General features: G+C 53.9%; 15 protein-coding genes. 6 read left to right on the top strand and 9 right to left on the bottom strand.

Annotation, left to right across the window (positions count from 1 at the left end):
• Positions 1 to 122: 122 nt before the first annotated feature.
• From TERTU_RS19670 to TERTU_RS19660, 3 genes are read right to left on the bottom strand one after another with little or no spacing between them, the layout of a single operon-like run.
• The gene (locus TERTU_RS19670) at positions 123 to 962 is read right to left on the bottom strand and encodes a divergent polysaccharide deacetylase family protein (protein ID WP_019603047.1); all 840 of its coding nucleotides are present in this window, start codon (positions 960 to 962) and stop codon (positions 123 to 125) included.
• On the bottom strand, positions 952 to 2,319 hold the full coding sequence (locus tag TERTU_RS19665) for a S41 family peptidase (RefSeq protein WP_015818732.1): 1,368 nt from the start codon (positions 2,317 to 2,319) through the stop codon (positions 952 to 954). Before TERTU_RS19665 ends, TERTU_RS19670 begins: the two co-directional genes overlap by 11 nt.
• Positions 2,320 to 2,353: 34 nt before the next feature.
• Positions 2,354 to 3,520 carry a murein hydrolase activator EnvC family protein gene (locus TERTU_RS19660; RefSeq protein ID WP_041590347.1) on the bottom strand — a complete coding sequence of 389 codons (1,167 nt, stop codon included), beginning with the start codon at positions 3,518 to 3,520 and terminating at the stop codon, positions 2,354 to 2,356.
• Positions 3,521 to 3,690: 170 nt separating this feature from the next.
• On the opposite strand from TERTU_RS19660, the gene gpmA reads away from it, so the two are divergent.
• From gpmA to secB, 3 genes are all read left to right on the top strand, one after another.
• Positions 3,691 to 4,437 (top strand): 2,3-diphosphoglycerate-dependent phosphoglycerate mutase, encoded by a 747-nt coding sequence (gpmA, locus tag TERTU_RS19655; protein ID WP_015820577.1) that lies wholly within the window; start codon positions 3,691 to 3,693, stop codon positions 4,435 to 4,437.
• Between the two features lie 159 nt (positions 4,438 to 4,596).
• The gene (locus TERTU_RS19650) at positions 4,597 to 4,995 is read left to right on the top strand and encodes a rhodanese-like domain-containing protein (RefSeq protein ID WP_015817110.1); all 399 of its coding nucleotides are present in this window, start codon (positions 4,597 to 4,599) and stop codon (positions 4,993 to 4,995) included.
• Positions 4,996 to 5,063: 68 nt separating this feature from the next.
• Positions 5,064 to 5,567, top strand: a complete 504-nt coding sequence (gene secB / locus TERTU_RS19645; protein WP_015817768.1) for a protein-export chaperone SecB — start codon at positions 5,064 to 5,066, stop codon at positions 5,565 to 5,567.
• Positions 5,568 to 5,662: 95 nt separating this feature from the next.
• Here the strand turns inward: secB and glnG are convergent, their stop codons facing one another.
• The 4 genes from glnG to glnA form a co-directional block, all read right to left on the bottom strand.
• The gene (glnG, locus tag TERTU_RS19640; protein ID WP_015818260.1) at positions 5,663 to 7,078 is read right to left on the bottom strand and encodes a nitrogen regulation protein NR(I); all 1,416 of its coding nucleotides are present in this window, start codon (positions 7,076 to 7,078) and stop codon (positions 5,663 to 5,665) included.
• Positions 7,071 to 8,135 carry a nitrogen regulation protein NR(II) gene (gene glnL / locus TERTU_RS19635; RefSeq protein WP_015817933.1) on the bottom strand — a complete coding sequence of 355 codons (1,065 nt, stop codon included), beginning with the start codon at positions 8,133 to 8,135 and terminating at the stop codon, positions 7,071 to 7,073. Before glnL ends, glnG begins: the two co-directional genes overlap by 8 nt.
• A 369-nt stretch (positions 8,136 to 8,504) precedes the next feature.
• Positions 8,505 to 9,083, bottom strand: coding sequence for a DUF4124 domain-containing protein (locus TERTU_RS19630; protein WP_015818391.1), 579 nt, complete (start codon positions 9,081 to 9,083; stop codon positions 8,505 to 8,507).
• Positions 9,084 to 9,224: 141 nt separating this feature from the next.
• Positions 9,225 to 10,631 (bottom strand): glutamate--ammonia ligase, encoded by a 1,407-nt coding sequence (gene glnA, locus TERTU_RS19625; protein ID WP_015819091.1) that lies wholly within the window; start codon positions 10,629 to 10,631, stop codon positions 9,225 to 9,227.
• 357 nt (positions 10,632 to 10,988) lie between these two features.
• On the opposite strand from glnA, the gene thiI reads away from it, so the two are divergent.
• Positions 10,989 to 12,461: a tRNA uracil 4-sulfurtransferase ThiI gene (gene thiI / locus TERTU_RS19620; protein ID WP_015819735.1), complete on the top strand. Its 1,473-nt coding sequence runs from the start codon at positions 10,989 to 10,991 to the stop codon at positions 12,459 to 12,461.
• Between the two features lie 18 nt (positions 12,462 to 12,479).
• Positions 12,480 to 12,923, top strand: a complete 444-nt coding sequence (locus tag TERTU_RS19615; RefSeq protein ID WP_015819581.1) for a hypothetical protein — start codon at positions 12,480 to 12,482, stop codon at positions 12,921 to 12,923.
• Between the two features lie 106 nt (positions 12,924 to 13,029).
• On the opposite strand, the gene TERTU_RS19610 is transcribed toward TERTU_RS19615, so the two are convergent.
• Complete coding sequence (locus TERTU_RS19610; protein WP_015819890.1) at positions 13,030 to 13,587, bottom strand: porin family protein; 558 nt, start codon at positions 13,585 to 13,587, stop codon at positions 13,030 to 13,032.
• 104 nt (positions 13,588 to 13,691) lie between these two features.
• Positions 13,692 to 14,687 carry a LacI family DNA-binding transcriptional regulator gene (locus TERTU_RS19605; protein WP_015817020.1) on the bottom strand — a complete coding sequence of 332 codons (996 nt, stop codon included), beginning with the start codon at positions 14,685 to 14,687 and terminating at the stop codon, positions 13,692 to 13,694.
• Positions 14,688 to 15,228: 541 nt separating this feature from the next.
• Here TERTU_RS19605 and TERTU_RS19600 point away from each other — a divergent pair.
• Positions 15,229 to 16,662, top strand: coding sequence for a glycoside hydrolase 5 family protein (locus TERTU_RS19600; protein WP_015820624.1), 1,434 nt, complete (start codon positions 15,229 to 15,231; stop codon positions 16,660 to 16,662).
• Positions 16,663 to 16,891: the final 229 nt, after the last annotated feature.

Here is a 16,891-nt window from a genome sequence, read left to right as displayed (position 1 = left end):
TTAGGCGAAATTATAGGCAGGGCGCATATGGATGCAGCTCAATTTCGGTGAAAATGTGATCATCGTCTCAAAACAAGTGTGAAGTCGCGCGCCAACTGAATTGGCTGAGGATAAGCGGTCGATTAACGGGGGTGGGCGGTTGAGTCTGCCAGCTGTCGCGCCGCTGATTTTTGCGCGAGCAGGCGCGATACGGGTACCAGTGTGATACCCCGGTTTGCCATGGCACCCAGCCCCAGTTGCAGCGCCTGGAGCGTTTCCGGATAAGGGTGGCCAATGCCTATGGCGTAGCCGTGTTGTCGGGCGATGGTTTCCAGCTTACCGAGTTGGGCGAGTATGGCCTCGGGGTCGCGCGTATTGTCGAGAAACACGTTGCGCGATGCGGTAGCGAGGCCCATGGTTTGTGCGATGTCTTCGGCAATACTGTCGGCACTGGTCCGGCTGTCGATAAAATAAAAGCGCTTCGCATCCAGTTCAGCCATCAACCAGTGCATATGGTCGCTGCTTGCGGTGAGTCGACTGCCGCCGTGGTTGTTCAACCCCACTGCATAAGGCACTGCATCAAGCATGGCGCCGCAGCGCTCGCGAAATTCGGTTTCGTCCTGAGAGATTGCCAGCCCCTGTTCCCATGGGCGCGGCGCCACCGGTTCCATTGGGGCGTGAACCATCACCTCTTTACCTGCAACATGAGCCGATTCAGCCAGGGTTGTGGCGTAGGGCGTGAACGGAATAATTGCAGCGGTGAGCGGCCAGGGCAAAGCGAGTATTTCTGTACCCAGTTTACGTTTGTACCCCAGGTCGTCGATGATGATGGCAACTTCGGGTGCGTTAGCGAGTAACTGGGCCTGGCTGGGCGATTGTGCGTGAGCGGCTTCGGTTAACCAGGCGAGCCCAATCAACAGGGTGCGCAGCAGTAAGCCCGCACCCGGCTGCAAGCATGGTGGCAGGTGCAAACTAACCTGCACTCGCCTGGCTTGAGGATAACTGCGCTGGCACGGGTTGAGATGCACCGTGTTTTTGTTGAGACTCTTTAAACAACGTAAGGCTTTTTAATATGTTGAGTGCTTCGTACAGCTGACTGTCTTGATTGTGCAGTTCGGTTTCGCTGACATCGTCCTTCGCGGTGACTTCGTCACCACCTTTGGTGTTTTTCAGGTGGCGACTTAAGTCAGCTTCTTTCACTGAGAGTCGCGGCCTCACTGCGGTAACGCGCACCCGCTCCACGAGAATGTCGGGTTCGATACCCTGCGCCTGAATGGAGCGGCCATTGGGCGTGTAATACAGGGCAGTCGTTAGCTTTACGGCGCGATCGTTGGTAATGGGGATGACCGACTGTACAGATCCTTTGCCGAAGCTGCGTGTGCCGATGACCAGGGCGCGGCGTTGATCCTGCAGTGCACCGGCGACAATTTCGGAGGCGGAAGCAGAGCCGTCGTTGATGAGCACCACAATAGGCATGCCATTGCTCATGTCGCCTGGGTTGGCTTCGTAGCGAACATTGGAATCCGGCAGGCGACCTTCGGTATAAACCACCAGGCCGCCGCTTAAGAACAGATCTGTGGTTTCCACCGCGGCCTGGAGCACGCCGCCCGGGTTGTTGCGCAGGTCGAGCACCAAGCCCCGGATATCGTTTTTGCCGTCAGCCAGCTTCGCATAAGCGGCCCTCACATCGTCGGCGGTGTTTACCTGGAATTGCGCAATACGCACGTAGGCGTAGTGCTCGTCTTCCAGTTCAGCGCGCACACTGCGCACTTTAATCGTGTCGCGCACCAGAGTAATTTCCAGTGGCTTTTCCTCCCCTTCGCGCACAATAGTGAGGGTGATGGCGGTGCCTTTTTTACCGCGCATTTTTTCAACCGCCTCGTCGAGGGTGAGGCCCTTCACTGGTGTCTCGTCGAGCTTGATGATCAGGTCGCCCGCTTCCACGCCACCGCGTGCAGCGGGGGTGTCATCGATTGGGGATACCACCTTGATGAAGCCGTCTTCGGTGCCCACTTCAATACCCAGGCCGCCAAATTCTCCGGTGGTATTCACTTGCAGGTCGTCATAGGTGGAGGCGTCGAGGAACGAGGAGTGTGGATCGAGCTGCTCCATCATGCCGCGGATAGCGTATTCCAGCAGTGTGCGATCGTCGATTTCGTCGATATAGGAGTTGCGGATGTGATCGAATGCTTTGGTGAATACCCGCAAATCTTCCAACGGTAAAACACTGACGGTGTCGTTGTCGGGGACGTTCGGTTCCGGCTGGGGTTCGGCCCAGACAGCCACTGCGGATACCAGGAAAAAGCAGGCAGCAAAGCCTTGTTGCAAAAGGGAGGGCACGGTGATCTCCTGCGGGATGTAATTATCGTGTTAATCAGGCTGGTCGCAGCCAGCGTTTGGGATTGGTAGGCTCGCCCCGGTAGCGCAGCTCAAAGTATAGAGCAGATTGCTGCTGGCCACCGGTGTTACCGACCGAAGCTATGACCTCGCCTGCGTCCACCCATTCCCCCAGCTCTTTATAAAGTGCCTGGTTGTGGGCGTAAAGGCTCATGTAGTTGCCGCCATGGTCAACGATGATCAGCAATCCGTGGCCGCGCAGGTAGTCGGAGAATACGACGCGGCCGTGGTGTACAGCAACCACTGGGCTGCCAGTGGTGGAGGCGATCAGCATGCCCTGCCACGCCATTTTTCCCGAGACGCGGGATGAACCGTAGTTGCGCAGCACACGACCCTTGGTAGGCCAGGGCAGTTTGCCACGGAGGTCAGCGAAGGCGTTGTCGCTCTGCGGAACATCGATATCTTCCAGCCAGGCGGTTACCTGGCTCAACACCTGCTCCAGCCGTTGGCGGTCGCCATTGAGCGCGTCCAACTCTGCGCCCTTACCTTGTAAATCTGTATTGAGTTTGGCCAGCGTTTGTTTGCGTTTGGCCTGCACCGCGCTGAGTTGCTTTTGCTTCTCCGTCAAGGCATCGCGCTCTCGAATGAGCTGTTCCGTCTGGTAGGCGATGTCTTTTTCAAGGCGATTGATAGTGTCGATTGTGGTGCGGTATTCGCCGATTTTATCGGCGCGTGCGCGTATCAGGTAGTCGTAGTATTTTAGGTTGCGGGACACGGTGGTGGGATCTTGCTGATTCAGGAGCAGGCGCATGCCACCTTGCTGTCCCAGACGGTAGGCGGCACTAATGTGCTGGCCCACCTGCTGCTCCTGTTGCTGCTTTTTTGCACTGAGGTCACTCCGTTGGCCGCGCATTTGCTCGAGTTTCTGTTGTCGTTGCTGGAGTTGGGTTTTCAGTTGCTCGGCCTTTTCGCTCAGCTGACCCGCAGCCTTTTCGGACTCCTCCAGACTATTAAGCAAGTCATCGCGGCTGCTTTTGGTTTGCTTTAGTTCCGCCTGTAAGCGGGTGATGGCCTGTTTGATTTTCTCGAGCCGGGCACGATCAGATTGTTCATCGCTCATGGCAGCTGGGCTGGCTAGACCAATAAGTGCTGCACACAGCAGCGGTATAAATGTAAAAGCGCGTTTTCTCATAAAACAGTTCATAAAACAGTTCATAAAACAGAGTGTACCTTACTTTAGACGACGGTCGGGTATTTGATCTCAGTGAAGCGTGCGCGCATGAGTTACCCCGTTAACTGGATTTTTACGCCTTAATCTAGGATCATTGCGGCCGAAATTCTATCCCTAACCATGTACCCCAGAGGACAAGCGATATGTACAAATTGGTCTTAATTCGCCACGGTGAGAGCCAGTGGAACCTGGAAAACCGTTTTACTGGCTGGCACGACGTGGACCTGACAGACACCGGTCGCGAACAAGCGCGCAACGGTGGCCGTATGCTCAAGGAAGCCGGTTTCGAATTCGACCTGGCCTACTCCTCCGTGCTGACTCGCGCGATTCGTACTCTGAACCTGGTGCTGGAAGAAATGGGTCAGATGTGGCTGCCTGTTGAGCGTCACTGGCGCTTGAACGAGCGTCACTACGGTGCACTTACCGGCTTGGACAAAGCGGAAACTGCAGCCAAACACGGCGACGAGCAAGTTAAAATCTGGCGCCGTAGCTTTGACGTTCCACCACCCGATGTTGACGAGAGCAGCGAACACTTCCCCGCGCACGACCCACGCTACCGCGGTATCGACAAAAACGTACTGCCGAAAGCGGAAAGCCTGAAGCTGACCATCGACCGCGTGCTGCCTTACTGGCACGATGTGATTCGCCCATCCATTCTCGGTGGCAAGCGCGTTATTATCGCGGCTCACGGCAATAGTCTGCGTGCGCTGGTTAAATATCTGGATGATATGTCTGACGCAGAGATCCTTGATTTGAACATCCCAACGGGTGTGCCGCTGGTTTATGACCTGGACGCAGACCTGCGCCCAATCAAGCGTGAATACCTGGGCGATCCAGAAGCGATTAAAGCGATGATGGACGCTGTGGCCAAGCAGGGGCAGGCGAAGTAATTTCCGTGTGAAATCCGGCTTGCGTGTTCTGCGCAGGCCGCTGCCGTGCTGGTGTGTCTGCGCCAGACACGGACTTCCTGTATACTCCCGCATCATTTTTCAGCAACACCTGTTGTTGCCCTCAACTCATTCGAAGCAAAGGTCTTTTCTGTGGAAATAATGGCGTTTATTACTGAGCAGTGGTTATTGGTCAGTATTCTCGGTGTGCTGGCAGCAGCGTTGATATTTGTGGAAAGCCGCAAGGGCGGCGCGGCCCTGTCGCACCATGAAGTAACCCGCCTGGTGAACAGCGATCAAGCGGTGGTGGTCGATGTACGTGAGGCCAAAGAGTTCAGTACTGGCCATATTGTGGATGCGATTAATATTCCGTTCGCCAAGCTGGCCGATCGTCATACCGAATTAAACAAACATCGCGAAAAGACGTTGATTGTGGCCGACAAAATGGGCCAGCACGCGGGTGCTGCCGGTAAGATTTTAAAGGACAAGGGGTTTACGGTGAGCCGCCTGCAGGGTGGCATGTCGGAATGGCAGGGGCAGAATCTGCCCGTCGTTAAATAACGCTTGTAAAATTCGCGCAGTGGCCCCACATAGGGGGCAGATAAAAAGACATTTTTAAGGCATCTATCATGGCAGACGAAAATCAGACTCCAGAGCAAAACGATCAACAGGCAGACGCCAACCAGAACCGCTTCGGTATTAAGCGTATCTACATGAAAGACATGTCGTTCGAAACTCCGATGGGGGTGCAGGCGTTCCAGGTACAGTGGCAGCCCAAGGTCAACCAAGACCTGAATACTCAGGTGAATAAGCTGGATGAGAACCACTATGAAGTGGTTCTGAAGCTGACCATCACCGTTAAAATGAATGATGATAAAACCGCGTTCCTGGCGGAAGTGCACCAGGCGGGACTGTTTGAAGTGGCCGGTTTGGAAGCGCCACAATTACAGCGTTTGTTGTCCTCTGCCTGCCCGGAAATTCTGTTCCCATACGCCCGTGAGGCGCTCGACAGCCTGGCGACCCGAGGTGGTTTCCCGCCGCTGCAACTGCCGCCCATTAATTTCGATGCACTGTTTAGTCAGGCGATGAATCAGGCACAGCAGCAGGCTGAGCAAGGCCAGCAGCCGAATTAAGCAGTGCTTGCACGATGATGAAAAAGGGAGCTTCTAGAGCTCCCTTTTTTGTGCCCGGATTTTGTTGCCGGGCGGCAAATACCCAAAGCGCAGGCTTAGTCGTCGTCGGCGCCGGCCATCCCCAGCTCTTTCAATTTGCGGGTTAGCGTATTGCGGCCCCAGCCCAGCAAATTGGCTGCGTCGCGCTTGCGACCAGCGGTGTGCTTGAGCGCAGTTTCAATGAGCGCGCGTTCGAAGGTTGGCACTGCCTCGGAGAGAATCTCTTTTTGCCCGCAGGCCAGCGCTTGATCCGCCCAATGGCGCAGCGCTTTATCCCAGTCGCCAGATGGGGTTTCTGCCCGTTTCACCTCCATCAGCTCCGGCGGTAAATCCTGCACGTGCACTTCGCGTCCGGACGCCATAACTGTGATCCAGCGGCAGGTGTTCTCCAGCTGTCTGACGTTACCGGGCCAACTCAGATTGCTGAGGTAGGCTTCGGTTTCTGTGGTGAGAATCTTCGGCTCCACATCCAGCTCATTGGCGGCTTTGCGCAAAAAGTGATGTGCGAGCTTGGGGATATCTTCGCGGCGGTTGGAAAGCTTCGGCAAGTGGATGCGAATAACATTTAAGCGGTGGAACAAATCTTCCCGAAAGCGATTATCTTCCACCAGATGTTCCAGGTTCTGGTGGGTTGCTGCAATAATTCGCACGTCAACTTTAATTGCTGTGTGGCCGCCCACGCGATAGAACTCGCCGTCGGCAAGCACGCGCAACAAGCGCGTTTGGGTTTCGGCGGGCATATCGCCGATTTCATCCAAAAACAGGGTGCCGCCATCCGCTTGTTGGAAGCGGCCTTGACGTTGCGCACCTGCGCCGGTGAATGCACCTTTCTCGTGGCCAAACAATTCAGACTCGATCAGGTCGCGGGGTATCGCGGCCATGTTCAGTGCGATGAATGGCCCTTCTTTGCGTGGGCTGTGGCGATGCAGCGCGCGGGCGACCAGTTCTTTACCGGTGCCGGACTCGCCGTTGATTAACACGGTAATGTTAGATTGCGAGAGACGGCCGATAGCGCGAAACACTTCTTGCATGGCCGGCGCTTCGCCAATAATTTCGGTTTCCAGCTCGGGTTCCGGCGGGGCAATGTCCTGCTGTTGCTCTGAGGCATGGGCGAGCGCACGCTGAGTAACAGCGACTGCTTCGTCCACATCGAATGGTTTGGGCAGGTATTCAAATGCGCCACCCTGGTAAGCCGATACCGCGCTGTCCAAATCGGAATGCGCCGTCATAATAATTATCGGCAGGCTGGGGTGCTCGGTGTGCAGGTTGGAAAGCAGGGTCAGGCCATCGGTACCTGGCATGCGCACATCGGAGATAATGGCGTCCGGTTGGGTTTTATCAATGTGCAGCAGCGCTTTGTCGCCGCTCTCGAAGCTTTGGGTGGTAATCCCGGATTGTTGCAGGGCTTTTTCCAGCACCCAGCGAATCGACCTGTCGTCGTCAATAATCCATACCAGATTAGGTTTATGCATTTTCGGTATCCAGCGGTAGGTAGATGGTGAACTCGGTTTTGCCTTTACGGCTCGCGCACTCAATAATCCCCTTGTGCAAATTGACCAGGTTCTGCGCAATGGCCAAGCCCAGGCCGCTGCCATTAGCGCGGCCGGTAATCATGGGGAAAAAAATGTCTTCAATGAGCTCGGGTGGAATTCCTGGGCCATTGTCGGTAATGCTGATTTTCACCACCAAGGGGTGGTGCGTTCGGCCGATGGTGTAACGTCGCTGAACCCGGGTGCGAAACGCAATCTGTGGGTTGGCGGTACCGTTTTCCAGCAGCGACTGCATGGCATTGCGGCCAATGTTGAGCACAGCCTGAATCAGTTGAGCGCGGTCTGCGGTGAGTGGCGGAATACTGGGGTCATAATCGCGTTTGATGGTGATCTGGCTGCCAACCTCGGCTTTTATCACTGAGTGCACGTGTTCGAGCACTTCGTGAATATTGGTTGGTTTGCGTTCACTCGATTTGTGAGGGCCGAGCATACGGTCTACGAGATTGCGCAGGCGATCGGTCTCGTCAATGATGATCCGGGTGTATTCTTCAAGTTCTTCATGGTGCAGCTCGCGCGCCAGTAATTGCGCAGCGCCACGTATGCCACCCAGCGGGTTCTTGATTTCGTGGGCCATGCCGCGGATCAAGTTACGGGTGGTTTCCTGAGAGGCGAGCATGGCCTCTTCGCGGCTGATTTTGAGCAGGCGGTCGAGTGGCTGAAACTCGATAACCATATGATTCATTTCGTGACTCGGGATCACCGAGTAGTCGACCATAATGGTTTGGTTGTTGTGCAGCTTCCAACTGGCCTTACGCTTGGTAAAGTTGCGGTTGTTTCTCAGGGCTTCTTCGAGTGACATGGGGGTGCCATCGCTGGCGGAAAAGCAGGCATGAATGGAGCGACCAGACATCTTCTCGCCGCTGACTCCCAGGTTCATTTCTGCTGACGCATTCATATGCACGACTGTCAGATTGTGGTCCACCAGGATAATTGCAGTTAGCAGGCTATCCAGAATGTTTTGGTAACTATTTGAATTCACTCTAAGTCCTGTGGGCGGCCTCTAGGGTGAGCCACCTTTTAGTAGTAGCCTGGAATGCAATAAGCAAACCAGAATGCCAGCCGTGGCAGGGGCTGGCGGTGCATAGGGAGTGGGATGTTAACCAGGTAACAATCCATTAGAAGCATTTTTGAACAATACTTGGGAAAACCCCGAAAAGGTCCGTTGTTGGGCCCAATCGAAGGGGCTAAAACAGGAATGCACCCGAATGGCTCGCGTATGCATTGCGGGTTTCTTTGGTGCGTTCATGCGCCCCTAACGAAAGCGTATCTCAGAATTAGGGGCAATTATAGAGCGAAAATCTCGATATGCGCTGTAATGGTGCTATTTTTTGCGTTAATTTGGTGTGTATCAGCTGTGACCAGCGGGCCGAATAACAAAGATGGTTCTCTCCTCGGTCCGTTCAATGACATTCCCTGCACCATCGACGACAGCGGCCGAGACGCTCCGACGGCCTTGCAAGGCTTTGCTGAGGGCGATGCTGACGTTGTTTGAATCGGTGGTTTCCTGCACTTTTCCGTCGATATACACCTCAAATCGCAAACCTGGTTCGAGCTTGCGCTGGGTCAGCATCACGACGGTGAGTGCTTTTTCCGCGGGGCCGAAGCGCTGTTCAGATTTCGGAGTCACCAGGCGCAGACCGTAGCCACTGGCCTGCTTCGGAGGGCTGGTTGTTGCGTCTGGTTCAGGGCTTGGCGATGGCGCTGGCGACACCAGCGGTGGGCTGGGCGCGGGTGCGGGAGTTATCGCCGGGGTCGTATTGAGCGGCTTAAGCTCCAGTTTCTCGGCTGTTGCGTTGGTCGGGGGTTCGTCGGAGTAAGTGACGTTACCGTACTGATCGACAGATTTGTAGATTGTTTGGGCGCTGGCTGCGACGGTGATCAAGCAGGCGGTAACAAAACTCGCCAGGGTGAAAATGGTCATCGGCATGGGTGGGCGCGCTCCCTCTTGTGTGGCGTATTGGCACTCTAGGCTTTGGCACTCTACGACGTAAACTGCGCGAACGGAAGTGAACCCGTAACAAAAAAGCCCGGCGAAGGCCGGGCTTGAGTACAGCTGTTAAGCAAAGGCTTATACAGAGTAGTAGAGGTCGAACTCAACTGGGTGAGTAGTGTGCTCAACGCGGTATACGTCTTCCATTTTCAGGTCGATGTATGCGTCGATCATGTCGTCGGTGAAAACGCCACCAGCGGTGAGGAACTCGCGGTCTGCATTCAGGCTGGACAGTGCTTCACGCAGGCTGCCACATACCTGTGGAATAGCATCCGCTTCTTCTTTAGGCAGATCGTAAAGGTCTTTATCTGCAGCATCGCCAGGGTGAAGTTTGTTTTTCACGCCGTCCAGGCCAGCCATCAACATGGCAGCGAATGCCAGGTATGGGTTGGCGATGGGGTCAGGGAAACGCGCTTCGATACGCTTGCCTTTTGGTGAGGCGACGTAAGGAATACGAATCGATGCAGAACGGTTGCGTGCAGAGTAAGCCAGCATTACTGGCGCTTCAAAACCAGGGATCAGACGCTTGTAGGAGTTGGTGCCTGGGTTAGTAAACGCGTTCAGTGCTTTAGCGTGCTTGATGATACCGCCGATGTAGTACAGGGCAGTTTCGCTCAGGCCAGCGTAGCCATCGCCTGCGAACTGGTTTTCGCCATCTTTCCAGAAAGACTGGTGGCAGTGCATGCCGGAACCGTTATCGCCAACGATAGGCTTAGGCATAAAGGTTGCCGTTTTGCCGTAAGCGTGCGCCACGTTGTGTACACAGTATTTCAGGATCTGTACTTCGTCCGCTTTCTTAACCAGAGTGTTGAACTTAACACCGATTTCGTTCTGGCCTGCAGTTGCCACTTCGTGGTGGTGAACTTCAACGTCCAGACCCATTTGGATCATGGCGTTACACATGGCAGAACGGATATCGTGCAGTGAGTCCACTGGAGGAACGGGGAAGTAACCGCCTTTAACGCGCGGACGGTGGCCCATGTTGCCTTCAGAGAAGTCGTGACCGGTAGCCCAGGCTGCTTCTTCGGAAGAAATCTTCACGAAGCTGCCGCTCATGTCCTGACCCCATTTGACGTCGTCGAAGATAAAGAATTCTGGTTCTGGGCCGAAGAAAGCAGTATCGCCGAGACCAGTGGACTTCAGGTATTCTTCTGCGCGTTTGGCGACAGAGCGTGGATCGCGCTCGTAACCTTCGCCAGTAGAAGGTTCAACGATATCGCAACGCAAGATAACGGTAGGCTCATCGGTGAACGGATCCAGCACAGAGGTAGTGTCGTCTGGCATCAAGATCATGTCGGACTCGTTGATGCCTTTCCAACCAGAAATGGAGGAGCCATCAAACATCTGACCGGTGGTGAAAAAATCTTCGTCCACATAGGACGAGGGGATGGTTACGTGCTGCTCTTTACCTTTAGTATCGGTAAAACGCAGGTCTACCCAGCGAACTTCGTTTTCTTTAATCAGATTCAGAGTCTGCTCTGACATGAGATTCCTCCAGAGTCATGGTCTATGTCAATATTGTTATTGGAACGAGAAGGCAAAAATGTAACTCGACTCCACGCGGTGATCTTACGGTAAAGTCACTATGACGCAAGAATGAGTGGATCGTAGATCGCAATTTATGTGCCATAATGTAGCATGGCGCAAAGCACATAAAAAACAAGGACTTGCGGTGCGAGTGAGCTAAATTGTTGCAATCGAGCGCGCCATAGTGGTGCGCAAGTGTGGTACTGCACCAGTGTGGCGCCAAAATCCCGGGCTTGTGGTGGAGTAGCGCAACATTATACTGCTAGGCCTTTTAACTTTGACAGACTCTTTTTAACTTCAGTTGTAGCGAATCAAATGATCTTCACTGTCCGCCTCTTTCCGGAAATCACTATCAAAAGCCATCCGGTGCGCAAACGATGGACCCGCCAGCTCACGGAAAATCTGCGGTTGCTCGGGCGCCGCATACACGAGGGCACCAAAGTTATCCAGGACTGGGACCGTATTGAAGTGCGGGTGCCGGATGACGATGATGCCGTGCAAGCGCAGTTTATCGATATGCTTAAACGCACCCCGGGGATTTCTACTTTTTCTCTGGTCTCGGCCTACCCGTTCACCACGCTGCACGATATCTACGAGCATGCATTACCCCTGTATGGCGATCTTATTGCGAACAAAACGTTTTGTGTTCGTGTAAAGCGCACCGGTAAACACGACTTTACCTCTACGGACGCGGAAAAATATGTGGGCGGTGGTTTGAATCAGCATACCCAGGCGTTGGGTGTGCGCTTGAAAGACCCTGATGTGACCGTGCACATCGATATTAAAGATGATTACTGCTATCTGGTGAATGGTCGCTTTGCGGGGTTGGGCGGTTTTCCCATGGGTACCCAGGACCCGGTGTTGTCGCTGGTGTCGGGTGGATTCGACTCGACGGTTGCCAGTTATTTGATGATGAAACGCGGTTTGCGCACCCACTTTTGCTTCTTTAATCTCGGCGGTCGCGATCACGAGCTAGGGGTGAAAGAGATAGCATTTTATTTATGGAACCGATACTCGGCGAGTCATCGGGTGCGGTTTGTTACGGTGCCCTTCGAGGGTGTGGTTGAGGAGATTCTGGAGAAGATCGACCCAGCAAATATGGGGGTGGTATTAAAGCGAATGATGCTGCGCGCAGCGGAAAAAATTGCCGCACGCGGCGATATTCAGGCGCTGGTTACCGGTGAGGCGGTAGCGCAGGTTTCGAGCCAGACAATCCCCAATCTGTCGGCGATTGAGCGGGTGTGCAATACATTGGTACTGCGGCCGTTGATTGCGATGGATAAACCCGAGATTATTCGTTTATCTCGCGAAATTGGCGCGGAAGAATTTTCTGCGAATATTCCCGAATATTGCGGTGTGATATCGGTAAAGCCTTCTGCAAAAGTACGTTTGGACCGCCTGGAGGCACAGGAAGCGCAGTTCGATTTCTCGCGGCTGGAAAACGCGATTGAGCAGTCGCGGGTGCAGCCCATCGATGCCGTGATGGAAGATTTGCGCAACCCGCAGGCAGAAGTCGAGGCTGTTGCACAATTGCAACCCGGTGACCGTATTATCGATATTCGTCATCCCACGGAAATTGACATGCGCCCGCTCGCTTTGCCAGCAGATACAGACGCAGCGTTGGAAATTCCGTTTTATAGTTTAAGTACGCGCTTTGCCGAGTTAGCGCGCGAGGGTCGCTATTTGCTTTACTGTGATAAGGGCGTGATGAGTCAGTTGCATGCGCGTCACCTGCGTGATGACGGAGCGACTAATGTGGCGGTTTACCGCCCTGAAAAGCCGGTTTAGGGCAGAGGTACACGGTTCGTGATTCGCTTTAAAAAACGCGATTTGATGGTTGTCGGCTTCGCGGTCGCGGTGGTGGCTATTTCCGTTATATCCACTCTGTTAGTGGCGGGCGGCCCGGAGATTAACGCCTGGCTGCGGGGCAATAGCAATAAATACATGAACGTAACATTTACCGATGCCGTACTCACCTGTCAGGCGGAGGTCGCTGAGCAATTTGGCCGACGAATGACAACCATGGAGGTGGACAATCACTCCAGTCGCTACGATAGCCGTCGCTCGATCTATAAGATTTTTCTCGAAGTTACGACACCTGCAAAAGCTGATGCGACCGGGGTGCATTATGTGAATTGCTTTGTGAAGTCCTCTAACGGGCGTATCAGCAACTATGAAAGTTGGGAGGAAAAAGAAGGTAAAAATGGGCCGGTGGGTCACGACTCAAACCCATTTGGGTTCCCGCGTTAAGGGAGACGCCTTGAATCGCGCGATGGCGTGTGTGTGGAAGTGTAGAAGTGTAGAAGTGTAGAAGTGTAGAAAGGGGAGCCGTAATCACAGCTCCCGGCACAAGCGGTTAGAAGCGGAAATCGAAGCCAACGTTAATTACGGTAAACTCCACGGTGTCTGTATTTATCAATTGGCGGTATTCAAAATTCAGATTAGTGTTTTCGTTCATCACAAAGCCGACGCCCAAACCGTAGGAAAAGCCGGTTTCGGTATAGGAATCTTCCAGCGTAGAGCCATCCATATAATCAACATCGCGGCCCCACTGCAAAAAAGTTGCCCCCACCAGGCCGTAAAGTTTGGCCACCTGGTTCGCTTTTTCAACCCGGTAGTAAATAGATTGGTAGTAGTCGATACCCAGCTCAATGTTTTGCTGTGCGTCGCCGGTACCGATACTGTAGCTTTCGCCAGAGAGGCCCAGTCCTGTGCGTGTTTCACCGCCGACCCAACCGTTAAGCTTGTAACCGCCGAAGGCTTCGATTGAACGAAACTCAACATCATTGCCTGCGCCGAGTGTGGCATTTCCATCGATAAAGTTTGCGTTGCCGCCAGCATAAAAGCCGCTCAGGTTGTCTGCATAGGTGGGCAGGGCAAAAAGCATTACTGCGGGGATAATGAATATCCTCATGGTCGAATCTCCGTTAATTCTTTCTTATGGCACCAAGATGCCCTCATTTTAGCTAAAGCTGACAACGGGCGTTAGTGTTTGGCTTACAAAAAGCGTGAATGGGCTCACTGTGCGGCGGGTGCAGTGCTCTGGCGCACAATAAATTCGTAGGGCAAAACCTTTTCCTGGCAAGGAAGCGATTCCCCGTTGAGCTGCTGCAAGAGCATATCTACCGCCAGAGTGCCCATCAGGTCGGCAGGCTGAGCGATGGTTGTGAGCGGAGGATCGCAGTAGCGGGCGTAACTGATATCGTCAAAACCAGTAACAGATACATCTTCTGGTACGCGTAATCCTTGTGCTTTTAGCGCCTGGATTGCACCAATTGCCATTTCGTCGTTCATACACGCGATAGCGGTGGGTTGTATTCCCGATTGGCAAAGTGCATTGGCCGCATTAACCCCGGACCAAATGGAATAGTCTCCGCTGGCAACGAGGTTCGTGTCGAACGGCAGGCCCCCATCGGCCAGTGCTTTCTGAAAGCCTTTCATCCTATCCACGGTGTGCGGATTTTCTTCGCGGCCGGTGATTAACCCGATTCGTTGATGGCCGAGCGAGATCAAGTAGGCAGTCATTTGCTCGAATGCCTTTGCATTGTCCACGCGCACGCAGGGGCCGTCAGTACTTTCTGTGGAACATACGTGCAAGTAGGGAAAGCTGAATTTGCTGCCTGCGTGAAACTGGTCTGAGATTGGGCGCAACTGAAGAATACCATCGGCGAGGCGCGTTTCTACCAGACGAATATAATCCTGTTCGCGTTCGGACGAGTCCTGGGTATCACCGAGTAGAACGGAATACCCTTTTTTTTGCGCCTGTCGTTCGATACTGCGGATGACCAACGCGAAAAAGGGGTTGGCGATATCAGGAACGAGCACCACTAGAGAATAGGAGCGAGCGGAGCGAAAATTGCGCGCGAGCATGTTGGGCTGATAATTAACCTGATCAACGGCTTTCATCACGCGCTTTTGGGTGGCTTCCGACACCATCTCCGGGTGGCTCAGGGTGCGTGACACAGTCGCCACAGAGACGCCTGCCAGGCGTGCGACTTCGCGGATATTAGACATAAGCCTCCTTAAACAGGTGCGCGCTAAATGGTGGGCTCGCGCTATCGAAAGGCCACGGGAACAGCCTTGGCGCAACGCATGCTAGCAAAGATTCTTTTGGCGCGATATTCGTTATTTTCTGCATTCCCGGTATTTTAGGCGGCTTGGCAAAAATAAAAAACCGGTCTGACCGTCAGCTATTGATGTATTCATGTGTGTAACCAAATGAGATAACAGAAGCCATTGACCCAGTAAAATGTAATTGGTTACATTTTCCTCGCCGGGGTAAACCCCGTAACAATAGCCTGCTTATCTGTTTGCTTGAATTGTGCCGTAGCAACTCAGCGTTATCAGTGATCGTGCAGGGTATCGCCGATGCCGGGTAGCGACTTAGTACAGGCCCACAAACGTGGCCTTTAGGTCATGTTTCGACGGCGATTCCTGGCTGCCCGCAGCGATAAAGGCTACAAGAAACATCGTGAACACGGGGGCTGCGGGGGCGTGAATTTTGGTTTGCCGCCCGGGTTTACATCGAATAATAATCAAAATTAGGAGTGTCATCATGGGGACAGCCAAAGCGTGCTGCTGGGGTGTAATTAGCGTGTTATCTATATTATTGCTCGCCTGCGCACCGCCACCAGAAATGCTGGAAGAACAGAATTCTAAGCCTGCTGCCAATACCACATGGCGCGAGTTCAAAACCGATCTGCCAGCAAGCCCGTTTGTGAGTGTCGAGGGCAATAAATTCTATCTTCAGGGCAAACCCTATCGATACGTAGGTGCCAACATGTGGTACGCCGCCTACCTGGGCTCGTCAGATTCTGCTGTGGCGGATCGCGCGCGCCTGCAGCGAGAACTGGATACTTTGCAGCAATACGGTATTACTAACTTACGCATTCTTGGTGCCGCCGAACGATCGCCACTGGATAATTCACTGCAGCCGGCAATCAGCTATCGCGGTAAAGTGGAGCGGGACGATCTGCTGGAAGGACTGGATTTTACGCTTGCGGAAATGGCCAAGCGGGATATGAAAGCCGTTATCTACCTGAACAATTTTTGGGAGTGGTCCGGCGGGATGATGACCTACCTGAGTTGGGTGAACGGTGGCGACTTTATCAATCTTGGCGACGACGCACATCCCTGGCCCGCGTTCGCACTCGCGACTGCCAAATTTTACAGTAACAGTGCAGCGGTGGATTTGTCCTATCAATATATGGAAACCTTGCTGACGCGCACTAACAGCATTACCGGTGTTGCCTATAAAGATGACCCCACCATTATGGCGTGGCAGCTGGCCAATGAACCGCGGCCGGGCGACGGCGATATCAGTCGCGACAATTTACCCGCGTATTTTTCCTGGATCCGCAATACGGCCGCGCTGATCAAACAGCTCGATCCGAATCATCTGGTAAGCCTCGGAAGTGAAGGTACCCAGGGTTGCCTGGGCATGATGGCGTGTTTTCTCGGCGCTCATGCAGAAAACGGTATCGATTACGCAACTGTGCACCTGTGGCCCAAAAACTGGGGGTGGTTTGATGTGGCGCGAACGCAGCAAACCTTTGGCGATGCCATGCGCAAAACCGACGCCTATATCGCGCAACACATCACCTACGCTGAGCAACTGAATATGCCATTGGTGCTTGAGGAGTTCGGCTTCGAGCGCGACGGCGGTGAATATAGCCGAGAGGCCGATGTAAGCCTGCGCAACAATTTATATCAGTTGGTATACGCGCGTGTCGCGGGCAGTAGTTTGTCTGGCGGATCGCTGGTCGGGTCGAATTTCTGGGCCTGGGGAGGCGCTGGCAAAGCACAACATGCTGATCATAGCTGGCAGGCGGGTGATACCAGTTATCTCGGCGATCCACCGCAAGAGCCACAAGGTTTTTACTCGGTGTTTGATACCGACATGAGCACACTTGAAATCATTCGCGAGCACAGCCGCGTGTTGGCCAATCCGTCGGGACTGCAACCGCGAGCCAACGCCAAAGACGGATAGCCGCGTGCGACTTCCAGGTGAGGCTTGGAGCATTTTCACGCCGTCAGGTGCGACAATATACCGCAGTGTATTTGCGCTCCGATTCTCTTATGCTAATCGCGCTTGTACGGAAATGCCCGGGTGAATCTGGCCCGGCAGTTCAGTGTTGAGCGCGCCAGCGCAGTGGCGTCAATCCTGGTTGTCGGCAGTTCTCGCCGACAACCTATTTTCCCCTCCTGCAGTGTGCAGA

This window comes from Teredinibacter turnerae T7901 (genome assembly GCF_000023025.1).
GTDB classification, from domain to species: domain Bacteria; phylum Pseudomonadota; class Gammaproteobacteria; order Pseudomonadales; family Cellvibrionaceae; genus Teredinibacter; species Teredinibacter turnerae_B.
Note: the sequence above shows the minus strand (reverse complement) of the source record. Positions and strands in the feature narration are given on the sequence as shown.